General features: G+C 66.5%; 9 protein-coding genes. 6 read left to right on the top strand and 3 right to left on the bottom strand.

The genetic code is table 11. The features are described 5' to 3' along the window. Window positions 1-26 precede the first annotated feature (26 nt). Window positions 27-506 carry a ProQ/FINO family protein gene (locus FHW83_RS25170; RefSeq protein WP_176649113.1) on the bottom strand — a complete coding sequence of 160 codons (480 nt, stop codon included), beginning with the start codon at window positions 504-506 and terminating at the stop codon, window positions 27-29. A 406-nt stretch (window positions 507-912) separates the two neighbouring features. Here FHW83_RS25170 and rpoD point away from each other — a divergent pair, with 406 nt between their 5' ends. The 3 genes from rpoD to FHW83_RS25155 all read left to right on the top strand — a co-directional run bounded on the left by rpoD (window position 913) and on the right by FHW83_RS25155 (window position 5106). Further along, entirely contained in the window at window positions 913-3378 is a 2466-nt protein-coding gene (gene rpoD, locus FHW83_RS25165) for an RNA polymerase sigma factor RpoD (RefSeq protein ID WP_176649112.1), read from the top strand. Window positions 3379-3471: 93 nt separating this feature from the next. Beyond that, complete coding sequence (locus FHW83_RS25160; RefSeq protein WP_176649111.1) at window positions 3472-4692, top strand: glycosyl hydrolase family 8; 1221 nt, start codon at window positions 3472-3474, stop codon at window positions 4690-4692. 39 nt (window positions 4693-4731) lie between these two features. After that, complete coding sequence (locus tag FHW83_RS25155; protein WP_176649110.1) at window positions 4732-5106, top strand: GFA family protein; 375 nt, start codon at window positions 4732-4734, stop codon at window positions 5104-5106. Here the strand turns inward: FHW83_RS25155 and FHW83_RS25150 are convergent. Together FHW83_RS25150 and ppc are read right to left on the bottom strand one after the other, a co-directional pair. Next, window positions 5096-6103 (bottom strand): PAS domain-containing protein, encoded by a 1008-nt coding sequence (locus FHW83_RS25150; RefSeq protein ID WP_176649109.1) that lies wholly within the window; start codon window positions 6101-6103, stop codon window positions 5096-5098. The two genes, FHW83_RS25155 and FHW83_RS25150, sit on opposite strands and share 11 nt — an antisense overlap. A gap of 89 nt (window positions 6104-6192) precedes the next feature. Beyond that, a complete protein-coding gene (gene ppc, locus FHW83_RS25145; protein WP_176649108.1) occupies window positions 6193-9003 on the bottom strand; it encodes a phosphoenolpyruvate carboxylase in 2811 nt (936 codons plus the stop codon). 162 nt (window positions 9004-9165) lie between these two features. Between ppc and hemC the strand changes: the two genes are divergently transcribed. The 3 genes from hemC to FHW83_RS25130 are packed head-to-tail and all read left to right on the top strand — an operon-like array spanning window position 9166 to window position 12129. After that, window positions 9166-10176, top strand: coding sequence for a hydroxymethylbilane synthase (gene hemC, locus FHW83_RS25140; protein ID WP_176649198.1), 1011 nt, complete (start codon window positions 9166-9168; stop codon window positions 10174-10176). A gap of 7 nt (window positions 10177-10183) precedes the next feature. Then, window positions 10184-10963: a uroporphyrinogen-III synthase gene (locus FHW83_RS25135; protein WP_176649107.1), complete on the top strand. Its 780-nt coding sequence runs from the start codon at window positions 10184-10186 to the stop codon at window positions 10961-10963. Further along, on the top strand, window positions 10960-12129 hold the full coding sequence (locus FHW83_RS25130) for a uroporphyrinogen-III C-methyltransferase (RefSeq protein ID WP_176649106.1): 1170 nt from the start codon (window positions 10960-10962) through the stop codon (window positions 12127-12129). Before FHW83_RS25135 ends, FHW83_RS25130 begins: the two co-directional genes overlap by 4 nt. Window position 12130: the final 1 nt, after the last annotated feature.

Below are 12130 nucleotides of genomic sequence, written 5' to 3'. Positions count from 1 at the left end.
CCGCCGCCACGGCTGGGCTGTCCAACTCAGCCCTTCTTGGAGAACTTCGCGGCCAGCTGGTTCAGCTTGTCGGCGCGCACGCGCGCGGCCTCCTCGGCGGCCTTGGCCTCGCGCTCGGCCTTCTTGCGCTCGGCTTCCTTCTTGTAACGCTCCTGCAGCACCTGGGTGGCGTGGGCGCGGTGGGTGTCGGTCACCTCGGCGCCCGGCTTGCCGTCGAGGTCATGGCGCACCTTGGCTTTTTCCATGACTTTCAGGTAGCGCAGCGAACCGGTGTGGATGCCCAGCGCGGTGCGCATGGTCTTGCGGTCCAGGTCCGGCATGACGGCCAGCAACTGCTTGTCGATACCTATCGACAGCGGCAGGAAGTCGCGGAAGGCCGGGAATTGGGTTTGCAATTGTTTCAGCAGGCTGCGCGGGGTAAGCGCCGCCGGCGCCGGGGTGGAGGCAGCAGGAGCTGGCTCTGCGACCGGTGGCTGTGGGGTGAGGCTAGTGTTCATCGACTTCATAGGTTAAGCAACAGCCGTCAGCATATCATGCGTGCCATGGGAATGCAGTGCCTTTTCGACCACTGTGTCAAAATGCTCATGCTTAGGATGGGCTTAGGCGCGCGCGCCGGTGTGCTGTTGCGGCCCAAAACGTGTATAATGCTCGACGCACTAACGCAACACGGTGCGATTCAGTTTGGTACAGGATGCGATTCGGATGGTCTGAAACAGGGCGCTAGCCCTTCTCATTTGCCCTTCTCATTCTTCCCTGAAAAGAGAAACAAGCCCGTGGCTGGAAGCGGGCTTTTTTTATTCCGCAGATAATCGTCAGCTAAATTACAACATTTCCACCCAGGCGCACCGTTCGCGGTCGGCGCGGGGCGGTTTTTTTGTCATTTTCCGGCGAGTACGCATTGAGAGATTTTTAATGACAAAACCGAAAACTTTAACGTTGTCTGTCAAGAAGCCTACCCGCGCCAGCGCCGCTCCGCTGGTGGTGCCGAAGACGACTCTATCTTATGTGATCGATAATGAAGAGGCAGCGAGCAAAGTAACGGTAGTCAAGAAGAAAACCCGCCTGAGCGCCGCCGCCGAGGCCGCCGCGCTGGTGGAGACGCCGGAGCTGGACGCGGCCGACCAGCCGGTCAAGGCCGCCAAGCCGTCGCGCAAGAGCGCGGTGGCCGTCGCCGAGGGCGACAGCGACGTCGCGGCCGCGGTGGCCAAGGCGGCGCCGAAGTCCAAGCTGGTCAAGGCCAAGGCCGAGCCGGCGCCGGCCGTCGTCACCGCCGCCCCGGCCGTCAACCAGGTGACCGACGCCGCCACGCTGGCCTCGATCGACACCTCCGGCTACCAGCTGCCGGGCGTGAAGGTGCCGGGCCGCCGCGGCCGCAAGCCGTCGGAATTCATGCCGGAGAACGACGAGATCGCCGCGCTGAACGCGGTCGAGCGCGCCGAGCTGAAAGCCGTGTCCAAGGCGCGCGAGCGCAAGGCCAAGGGCGGCGCCGACCTGATGGGCCTGGATCCGAAAGCCTCGGCCGAGGAGCTGGAGAAACGCCGCGCCCAGATCAAGAACCTGATCAACATGGGCAAGGAGCGTGGCTTCCTGACCTATGCCGAGATCAACGACCAGTTGCCGGAAAACATCATCGATCCGGAGGCGATCGAGGGCATCATCGCCACCTTCAACGACATGGGCATCGCCATCTACGAGCGCGCGCCGGACGCTGAGGCGCTGCTGCTGAGCGATAACGTGGCCACCGTGACCTCGGACGACGAGGTCGAGGCCGCCGCCGCCACCGCGCTGTCGACCGTGGATTCCGATTTCGGCCGCACCACCGACCCGGTGCGCATGTACATGCGCGAGATGGGCGCCGTGGCGCTGCTGACGCGCGAGGGCGAGATCGAGATCGCCAAGCGCATCGAGGAAGGCCTGAAGGACATGATACAGGCGATCTCCGCCTGTCCGACCACCATCGCGGAAATCATCGCGCTGGCCAAGAAGATCGAAACCGACGAGCTGAAGGTGGACGACGTGGTCGACGGCTTCGTCGACCCCAACGAAAGCGCGCCGGCCCCGGCCGCCGTGCACAACCCGGCCGACGACGAGGACGACGAGGTCGATGACGGCGAAGAGGAGGACGGCGACGTCGGCGGCGGCGCCGCCGGCTACTCGACCGAGCAGCTGGCGCAGCTGAAGATCGCCGCGCTGGACAAATTCGCCTTCATCTCGGCCCAGTTCGACAAGATGCGCAAGGCCTCGGGCGGCTACGGCTCCAAGGCCTACGTCGCCGCGCAGGAGGCCATCTCGGCCGAACTGCTGGGCATCCGCTTCACCGCCAAGGTGGTCGAGAAGCTGTGCGACACCCTGCGCGGCCAGATGGAGGAGGTGCGTTCGATCGAGCGCGCCGTGCTGGACCTGTGCGTGAACCGCTGCGGCATGCCGCGCGCCCACTTCATCAAGGTGTTCCCGGGCAATGAGACCGACCTGGACTGGGTGGATGGCGAGGTCGACGCCGGCTACCCGTACAGCACCGTGCTGGGCCGCAACGTGCCGGCCGTGAAGGAGCTGCAGCGCAAGATGATCGACCTGCAGGCGCGCGTGGCGCTGCCGCTGGCCGACCTGCGCAAGATCAACAAGCAGATGGCCGCCGGCGAGAAGCGCGCGCGCCAGGCCAAGCGCGAAATGACCGTGGCCAACCTGCGTCTGGTGATCTCGATCGCCAAGAAGTACATCAACCGCGGCCTGCAGTTCCTCGACCTGATCCAGGAGGGCAACATCGGCCTGCTGAAGGCGGTGGACAAGTTCGAATACCGTCGCGGCTACAAGTTCTCGACCTACGCCACCTGGTGGATCCGCCAGGCCATCACCCGCTCGATCGCCGACATGGCCCGTACCATCCGCGTGCCGGTGCACATGATCGAGACCATCAACAAGATGAACCGCATCTCGCGCCAGATCATGCAGGAAACCGGCAGCGAGCCGGACCTGGCCACGCTGGCGGTCAAGATGGAAATGCCGGAGAACAAGGTGCGCGAGATCATGAAGATCGCCAAGGAGCCGATTTCCATGGAGACGCCGATGGGCGAGGACGGCGATTCGCAGCTGGGCGACTTCATCGAGGACAACACCACGCTGGCGCCGCTGGACGCGGCGCTGCACGCCTCGATGCGCAACGTCATCAAGGAGGTGCTGGATTCGCTGACCCCGCGCGAGGCCAAGGTGCTGCGCATGCGCTACGGCGTGGAAATGTCGAACGACCACACGCTGGAGGAGGTGGGCAAGCAGTTCGACGTGACCCGCGAGCGCATCCGCCAGATCGAGGCCAAGGCGATGAGCAAGCTGCGCCAGCCATCGCGCTCGGACAAGCTGAAAACGTTCCTGACGCAAAACTGATCCCGCACGGGAATGAGGAAAGGGAGGTCGCGCGCCTCCCTTTTTTTGCACTACAATATTAGTTCATCGGTTTAACTAATCGTGGGCGGAGACATGAGGCGATATCGGGGCTGGCTGCTGGCGCTGCTGTTGTGCGCGGCGGGCGTGGCGCAGGCGGCGAGCGCCGTCAGCGGGCAGTACCGGAACGTGTTCCGCGAATGGCGGCCGGACCTGACGGACGCGATGATCGACGCCAAAATCGACGGCTACTGGCGCTCGCTGTTCGAGGGCGACGCGGACAGCCGCATCTATTATCCGGCCGCGCCCACGGCGGACGGTCCGGCCGCCTACATCAAGGACATCGGCAACGACGACGTGCGCAGCGAGGGCATGTCCTACGGCCTGATGATCGCGCTGCAAATGAACCGCAAGCCCGAGTTCGACGCGCTGTGGAACTGGATGCAGACCCATATGCGCTACCAGGACGGGCCGCGCCGTGGCTACTTCCGCTGGCAGTGCCGTCCGCCGGGATGTCCGGGCGACGCCGTGCCAGCTTCCGACGGCGAGGAATACGTCGCCACCGCCTTGCTGATGGCCTCGGCCCGCTGGGGCGACGGCCAGGGCATATACGACTACGGCCGCCGCGCCGACGAGCTGTTGGCCACCATGTTGCACAAGGAGGAGATGAACGGCGGCGTGGTCGCCGGCGTGCGCGCCATCTTCTCGGCCAGCGCCCATCAGGTGGTGTTCGTGCCGATCGGCGCCGCGGCGGAGTTCAGCGACCCGTCCTACCATCTGCCGGCGTTCTACGAACTGTGGGCGCGGCGCGGCGGCGAGGCGGACCGCGCGCGCTGGCGCAAGATGGCTGAAACCAGCCGCAACTACTTCCGGCTGGCGGCCCATCCCCGGACCGGGCTGACGCCCGAGTACGCCGAGTTCGACGGACGCCCGCGCCGGCAGGAGGGCCATGGCGATTTCCGCTTCGACTCGTTCCGCACGGCGGTGAACTGGTCGGTCGACCAGGCATGGTGGGGCCGCAATCCGCAGGCGGCGGAACTGAGCGCCCGCCTGCTGGGCTTTTTCCAGCGCCAGGGAGACGGCCCCTATCCGGCGCAGTACAGCATTGACGGCACGGTGCTGGACAGCGCGGGCTCGGCCGGGCTGGTCGCCTGCAACGCCGTCGCCACGCTGGCGCTGGACGGCCCGCCGCCCGCGCGTTTCGTGGCGGACCTCTGGAACCTGGCGCCACCCAGGGGCAAGTGGCGCTACTATGACGGCCTGCTGCAATTCATGGCCATGCTGCACATGTCCGGCCGCTTTGTCGCCTATCAATAAGGGTATGGCGGCGGTACATGCAAACAAGGGGGAGGGCGGATGAAAGATCTACACGGTAGCTGCTTATGCGGCGGCGTGCGCTATCGGGCGGCGTTGCCGGTCTCGCACGCCAGCCACTGTTATTGCACCATGTGCCAGAAACAGCATGGCGCGGCGGCCGGCAGTTACGCCAATGTCGCCAGCGCCGGCCTGGTGATCGAGCAGGGCGACGGCCTGATCACCGAATACGCCTCGTCCGAGCAAGGCCGGCGCGACTTCTGCCGCGTGTGCGGCTCCACCTTGTTCTGGCGCAGCACCGCGTCGCCGGACCGCGTCGCCATCACGCTCGGCACGCTGGAACCCGAGTATGCCGGCAAGGTCGAGCGCGAATGGTTTGTCGAGAACAAGCCCGCCTGGCTGCCGCTCAGGTCGTGACGCTGATGTGCAGGCTGCGCGGGTGGATGTGCAGCACGCCGCCCAGGGCGCTCAGGCGCTCGCGCATGGCTTGCAGCGGCAAGGCCTCCTCGGCGCCGGGCGTGGGATCGGGACGGTTGCTGTGCAGTGTGATCGCGAGCCGCTCGCGCCGCAGGCTCAGTTCGACCAGCACGCTGCTGGCGGACGCGCACAAGTAATGCAGGCCCGCGCGCACCACATGGAATAACGCCGACGCGTACTGCGGGCTCAGCGTCGCGCTGTCCTCGCGCACCAGCAGCCGGCAGTCCAGCCCGTGGCGTTTTCCCAGCTGCTGCAATTGCCACTCGATGGCCGCCGACAAGCCCAGCTCCAGCGTGGAGGGATGGAGTTGGTTGATGATCTCGCGCACCTGGCTGATGCTGGCGTTGAGCGTATCGAGCGCCCGCGCCGCGCGCGCATGCAGCAGCGGCTGATGATCGCCGGTGCGGGCGTGCAGCATGACGATGTCCAGCTTGAGCGCGGCCAGGTTTTGCGCCAGGTTGTCGTGCGCGTCCAGCGCCAGCCGGCGGCGGTGCTCCTCCATGGCGCTGAACTGGTGGCCGGTGATTTCGCGCGTGCGCCGCAGCGCGTCCTCGAGCGCCGCCTCCTTGCGCTTGCGCTCGGTGATGTCGGCGCAGCTGCCGATCAGCAGATGGGGTTTGCCCGCGCGGTCGTACAGCGCGCGCTTGTGGGTCAGCAGCCAGCGGGTTTCATTCAGGCCGGTGGGGGAGCAGGGCTCTTCCACCACCACCACCTGGCCGGTGTCGAAGGCGCGCCGGTCGCACGCGTGGTAGGCGCGCAGCTGTTCGGGCGGCACGCGGCCGCTGCAGTCCGTGCCCGCCACCTCCTCAAAGCGCACGCCCCATAGCGCCTCGCAAGCCGCGTTCATCATCACGATGCGCGATTGCGCGTCCTTGACGAACACCGCCTGCGGCATCGACGCGAGAACGCTGTTGAGGTGGTCGTAGGGATGGGCCATGACCCATTCTAATACCAATGCTGGTTATTTTGCCAATAAAATAACAACGCCCCGGCGGGCGGGGCGTTGCGGGGGGAGCGGACTGGCGCTTAGCCGGTGTTGCGCAGGCCGGCCGCGACACCGTTGATCGACAGGTGGATGCCGCGGTGGACCCGTTCGTCCGCCTTGCTTTCGCTCGACAGCGCGCGGTGGCGCTTGATCAGCTCAACCTGCAGGTGGTTGAGCGGATCGAGGTAGGCGAAGCGGTTCTGGATCGAGCGCGCCAGCAGCGGGTTGCCGGCCAGGCGCTCGGTGGCGCCGGTGATGCTTTGCAGGATCTCCAGCGTGTTGGCGTGCTCCTCGGTGATGCGCTTGAAGATGCGCTCGCGCAGCTCCTTGTCCTGCACCAGCTCTGCGTAGCGCGAGGCGATCGCCAGGTCGGTCTTGGCCAGCACCATGTCCATGTTGGACAGCAGGGTGGCGAACAGCGGCCAGTGCTGGAACATCGCTTGCAGCTGCGCCAGGCGCTCGGCCTTGTCGCCATCGGCGATCCAGCCGCCGATGGCGCTGGCGAAACCGTACCAGCCCGGCAGCAGCAGGCGGCACTGGCCCCACGAGAAGCCCCATGGGATCGCGCGCAGGTCCTCGATGCGCTTGGTCGACTTGCGCGAGGCCGGACGCGAACCGAGGTTCAGCTCGGCGATCTCGGCGATCGGCGTGGCGGCGAAGAAGTAGTCGGTGAAGCCCGGGGTTTCATACACCAGGTTGCGGTAAGCCTTGTAGGCGCGGTCCGAAATCTCGGCCATCACGGCCTCGAAGCCGCGCAGCTGTTGCTGGTGCGCTTCGTCTTCCGACTGCGGCATCAGGCTGGCTTCCAGCGTGGCGGCCACCAGCAGCTCCAGGTTGCGGCGGCCGATGTCCTTGTTGGAGAACTTGGAGGCGATGATCTCGCCCTGTTCGGTCAGGCGGATCTGGCCATTGACGGTGCCGTGCGGCTGCGCCAGGATGGCCTCGTACGACGGACCGCCGCCGCGGCCGACCGTGCCGCCGCGGCCGTGGAACAGGCGCAGCTTGACGCCGGCCTTCTCGAACACCTTGACCAGGTGGGTCTCGGCCTTGTACAGCTCCCAGTTGGAGGTGAGGAAGCCGCCGTCCTTGTTGGAGTCCGAGTAGCCCAGCATGACCTCCTGGATCTGGCCCTGCTTGGCGATCAGCTCCTTCACCAGCGGGATCGCCATCACGGCCTCCATGATGCCGGCCGCGCGCTGCAGGTCTGGGATGGTCTCGAACAGCGGGATCACCATCAGGTCCAGCTCTTTTTCGGCGATGCGCAGCAGGCCCAGCTCTTTCTGCAGCAGCAGCACCTCCAGCAGGTCGGACACGGTCTCGGTGTGCGAGATGATGTAGTTGCGGATGGCGCGCGCGCCGTAGCGGGCGCGGATCTCGCGCGCGGCGCGCAGCACGCCCAGCTCGGAGACGGTCTCGGCCGAGTAGCTCACGTACGGCGAGTTCAGCAGGCGCGGCTGCGCCAGTTCGCTCAGCAGCAGCTTGACCTTGGCGTCCTCGTCCAGCGCGGCGTAGTCGGCCTGCACGCCGGACTTGGCGAACAGCTCGGCCAGCACGCGCTCGTGGATGTCGGACGACTGGCGCATGTCCAGCGACGCCAGGTGGAAGCCGAAGATGTCGGCCGCGCGCTTCAGCGTCGACAGGCGCGGCTGCACCAGCATGCCGCCGTGGTGGGCGTTGAGCGAGTCGATCAGCACCTGCAGGTCGGCCGAGAAGGCGGCGGCGTCGGCGTAGGGCTCGGCGTGGCCCACTTCCTTGCGCAGGATGTTGGTGGCGCCCAGCGCGCGCGCGGTCGAGGCCAGGCGGGCGTAGATGCCGATCAGGGCGCGGCGGTAAGGCTCGTCGGCGCGGTGGTCGGAGGTGTCCGGCGACTGGTCGGCCAGCGCCTGCAGCTCGGGCGAGCAGGCGATCATCAGGGTCGAGATCGACAGCTCGGCGCCCAGCGTGTGCGCCTCTTCCAGATAGAAGTCGAGGATGGTGGTGGCCTGGCGCGTCAGCGCGTGCGACATGGTGTTGCCGTTGACGTTGGGATTGCCGTCGCGGTCGCCGCCGATCCAGCTGCCCATCTGCACGTAGGGGGCGGTGATCTGGGCGCTCTCGCCGTAGTGGTGGGCGATGTCCTGCTCGATGTCATCGTACAACCCCGGCAGCTCGCGCAGGAAGGTGATGCGGTAGTAGGACAGGGCGTTTTCAATCTCGTCGGCCACCGTCAGCTTGGAGTAGCGCAGCATGCGGGTCTGCCACAGGGTGGCGATGCGGGCGCGCAGCAGGTGCAGGTTGGCGGCGCGTTCCTTGGGCGTCAGCGGCAGGTCGCGCTCGGCCAGCAGGCGCGCGATGTCGTGCTCGGCATCGAGGATGGACTTGCGCTGCACCTCGGTCGGGTGGGCGGTCAGCACCGGCGAGATCAGGGCCTCCTTGAAGAAGGTCGAGACGGTCTCTTGCTGGACGCCGGCTTCCTTCAGCTTGCACAGCGCGAAGTTGACGCTGCCTTGCTGGGGATTCGAGCCGGCCAGCAGGTGGGCGCGGCGGCGGCGGATGTGGTGCTGGTCCTCGGCGATATTGGCCAGGTGCGAGAAGTAGGAAAACGCGCGCACCACGGAAATCGTCTGTTCCTTGGTGAGGATTTTCAGCATGCCGTCCAATTCCTTGGCGGCGCCGGCGTCGGCCTCGCGGCGGAAGCGCACGGCGGTTTGCCGGATGGTTTCGACCACGGCGTACACTTCCTCGCCTTCCTGGTCGCGCAGTACGTCGCCGAGCAGGCGACCTAGCAAGCGAATGTCTTCTTTGAGTGGTGCGTCCTTGTCTACGCCCGGTTGTTCAGCAGTGAGTTGCGTTGCACTAGATTGGTTTGCCATGTGTTAAGCCACAAAGAGATAAATGTCGGTGCATGGGCTTGTGACCCCGTTCTGCGAGAAGGTGAGCATGCTAAAATTTGTGATCTTAAACACGCGCGTGGTACTGGCTTGCGCCGGTTAGCGTCAGCTACAGCGAAAGAACTGGTTTTGAAAACATCCGAAGTGGTACAGAATCCCCCGTCCAGATTGGTGATCGCCTCGCGCGAGTCGCGGCTGGCCATGTGGCAAGCCGAACACGTGCGCGATCGCTTGGCAATATTATATCCTCAGTGCGATGTCAAAATTGTTGGAATGACGACCCGCGGCGATCAAATTCTGGATCGCACACTGTCCAAGGTGGGGGGCAAAGGCCTGTTTGTTAAAGAACTTGAAGTGGCGATGGCCGAGGGCCGCGCCGACCTGGCCGTGCATTCGCTCAAGGATGTGCCGATGGAGTTGCCGGACGGTTATGCGCTGGCCGCCGTGCTGGAGCGCGAGGATCCGCGCGACGCCTTCGTTTCCAACGATTACGCCTCGCTGGCCGAGCTGCCGGCCGGGGCCATCGTGGGCACCAGCAGCCTGCGCCGCCAGGCCCTGATCGCGGCGCGCTACCCGCAGCTGATTGTGAAACCGCTGCGTGGTAATCTGGATACACGTTTGGGCAAGCTGGACCGTGGCGATTACGCCGCCATCATCCTGGCGGCCGCCGGCCTCAAGCGTTTGGGCTTGCCGCAGCGCATCCGCGCCTTGCTCGACCCGGCCGACAGCCTGCCGGCCGCCGGGCAGGGGGCGATGGCGATCGAGATCGCCGAGCGCGATGACGGTCTCGACCTGATGGCCATCCTGGCGCCGCTGAACCACCTGCCCACCGCGCTGGCGGTGACGGCCGAGCGTAAGGTTTCCAAGGTGTTTGGCGGCAGCTGCCAGGTGCCGCTGGCGGCGTTCGCCACGGTGGACGGCGCCGCCATGCACCTGCGCGCGATGGTCGCCACGCCGGACGGCCAGCGCATCGCCAGCGCCGAGGTGCGCGGCGCCGCCGCCGACGCCGAGGCGCTGGGCGCGCAGGCGGCCGAGCTGCTGCGCGCGCAGGACGCGGAAGACATCCTGGCCTCCTGCCTGAGCGAGGCGGCCCTGGCCGAAGCGGACGCCCGCTCGGCCACGCTGGCCGCCGACGCCGCCAAGCCGGACGCCTGATCCGAGGATGACCGGCGCCGTCGTCATCACCCGTCCGCTGGCGCAAGCCGCGCCGCTGGCGGCGCGCGTGGCCGCGCTGGGCCGCGCCGTCGAAATCCTGCCGCTGCTGGACATCGCCCCGCTGGCGGACCAGAGCGCGCTGAAGGCGGCGCTGGCGCGGCTCGATCGCTACCAGCTGGTGGCCTTCGTCTCGCCGAACGCCGTCGACGCCGCCTTTGCCCATATCGCACAGTGGCCGGCCCACGTCACCGCCGCCGTGGTGGGCGAGGGCAGCCGCGCCGCGCTGGCCGCGCACGGCGTGCCGCGCATCGTCAGCCCGGCCGACAGCGCCCACAGCGACTCCGAGCATCTGCTGCAAGCGCTCGACCTGCCGGCCCTGCGTGGCCAGCCGGTGCTGATCATCCGCGGCGAGAGCGGGCGCGAACTGATGGGCGACGGCCTGCGCGCTGCCGGCGCCCTGGTCGACATCGTGCCGGCCTACCGGCGCTCGGTGCCGGCGCTGACGCCCGGGCTGACGGCAACGCTGCGCCGTTTGCTGGCGCAGCAAAACGACTGGATCATCACCAGCTCCGAAGCCCTGCGCGGCCTGATGGGGCTACTGGCCGAAATGGACTTGCGCCACCCTGACGCGATGCAGCACAATAACGTTGTAGCGATGCAACAACAGCATCTGATTGTGCCCCATGCCCGAATTGCCGAAACAGCAAAAAATTTAGGATTTTCCAAGCTGACGCTCACAGGATCAGGCGACGAACGCCTGCTGGCCGCGTTACAATCATGCCTATGAACGATTTGCCTACATTACCCGATCCAGCGGTCTCGTCCGCGAAAGCCGCCGAGACTCCGCCGCCCGCGGCCAACGCCCCCGCCGCGCCGGCCCAGCCAGAACCGAGCCTGCTCGAAACCCTGCAACAGCCGCAGATGCTGTTGGTGGGCATCGTCGTGCTGACCATACTGCTGGCCGGCCAGACCTGGTCGTCGCACGCGCGCGTCAACAAGCTGCGCGAGGAAATGGCGCTGCGCCTGCAAAAGGGCGATGCCTTGAACGCCGACACCGGCAACCTGGTGCGCAACGTGCAGGAGAGCACCAAGGAACTGCAGGCCAAGGTGGCCCTGCTGGAGAGCAAGCAGCAGGAGGCGCAAAGCCAGCAACTGGCGCTGGAACAGCTGTACCAGGACCTGTCCAAGAACCGCGACGAGTGGGCGCTGACCGAGATCGAGCAAGTGCTGTCGACCGCCTCGCAGCAGCTGCAGCTGGCCGGCAACGTGCCGGGCGCGCTGATCGCGCTGCAAAACGCCGACCGCAGCCTGTCGCGTTCGGACAAGCCGCAATTCATCACCATCCGCCGCGCCATCGCGCGCGACACCGACAAGCTGAAGGCGCTGCCGAGCGTGGATTCGGTCGGCGTGGCGCTGCGCCTCGACAACGCCATCGCGCAGATCGACCTGCTGCCGATGCTGGCGGACGAGAAGCCGACTCTGCCGGCGCCGCCGGAAAAGAAGGCCAGGGCCGCCAAGGTGGTGCACGGCAAGGATGGCAAGCCGGTCAAGGTGGAGGAGGCCACCAGCCCATGGCTGCAGGCGCTGCAGGACGGCTGGACCGGCTGGAGCACCGAAATGTGGACCGACGTGCGCCAGCTGATCCGCGTGCGCAATGTGGAGACGCCGGACGCGCTGATGCTGTCGCCGACCCAGGCCTACTTCCTGCGCGAGAACCTCAAGCTGCGTTTGCTGAACGCGCGCATGGCGCTGCTGTCGCGTAACGAGGGCGCCTTCCGCGCCGACCTGATCGCGGCGCAGGAGGCGCTGGTCAAATACTTCGACACCCGCGCCCGTTCCACCCAGACCGTGCAGGCGCTGCTGCGCCAGGTGCAGAGCAGCAACCTGGCGATCGAGATGCCGACCCTGTCCGACAGCCTGAACGCTGTGCGCAACTACAAAGCGAAGCCATAGT

It is taken from the genome of Duganella sp. SG902, assembly GCF_013376005.1.
Lineage (GTDB): Bacteria > Pseudomonadota > Gammaproteobacteria > Burkholderiales > Burkholderiaceae_D > Rugamonas.
Note: the sequence above shows the minus strand (reverse complement) of the source record. Positions and strands in the feature narration are given on the sequence as shown.

What these genes read in the sequence shown, in the direction of transcription:
- FHW83_RS25170 (WP_176649113.1), bottom strand. Translation starts at nt 506, where the DNA reads ATGAAGTCGATGAACACTAGCCTCACCCCACAGCCACCGGTCGCAGAG.
- rpoD (WP_176649112.1), top strand. Translation starts at nt 913, where the DNA reads ATGACAAAACCGAAAACTTTAACGTTGTCTGTCAAGAAGCCTACCCGC.
- FHW83_RS25160 (WP_176649111.1), top strand. Translation starts at nt 3,472, where the DNA reads ATGAGGCGATATCGGGGCTGGCTGCTGGCGCTGCTGTTGTGCGCGGCG.
- FHW83_RS25155 (WP_176649110.1), top strand. Translation starts at nt 4,732, where the DNA reads ATGAAAGATCTACACGGTAGCTGCTTATGCGGCGGCGTGCGCTATCGG.
- FHW83_RS25150 (WP_176649109.1), bottom strand. Translation starts at nt 6,103, where the DNA reads ATGGCCCATCCCTACGACCACCTCAACAGCGTTCTCGCGTCGATGCCG.
- ppc (WP_176649108.1), bottom strand. Translation starts at nt 9,003, where the DNA reads ATGGCAAACCAATCTAGTGCAACGCAACTCACTGCTGAACAACCGGGC.
- FHW83_RS25135 (WP_176649107.1), top strand. Translation starts at nt 10,184, where the DNA reads ATGACCGGCGCCGTCGTCATCACCCGTCCGCTGGCGCAAGCCGCGCCG.
- FHW83_RS25130 (WP_176649106.1), top strand. Translation starts at nt 10,960, where the DNA reads ATGAACGATTTGCCTACATTACCCGATCCAGCGGTCTCGTCCGCGAAA.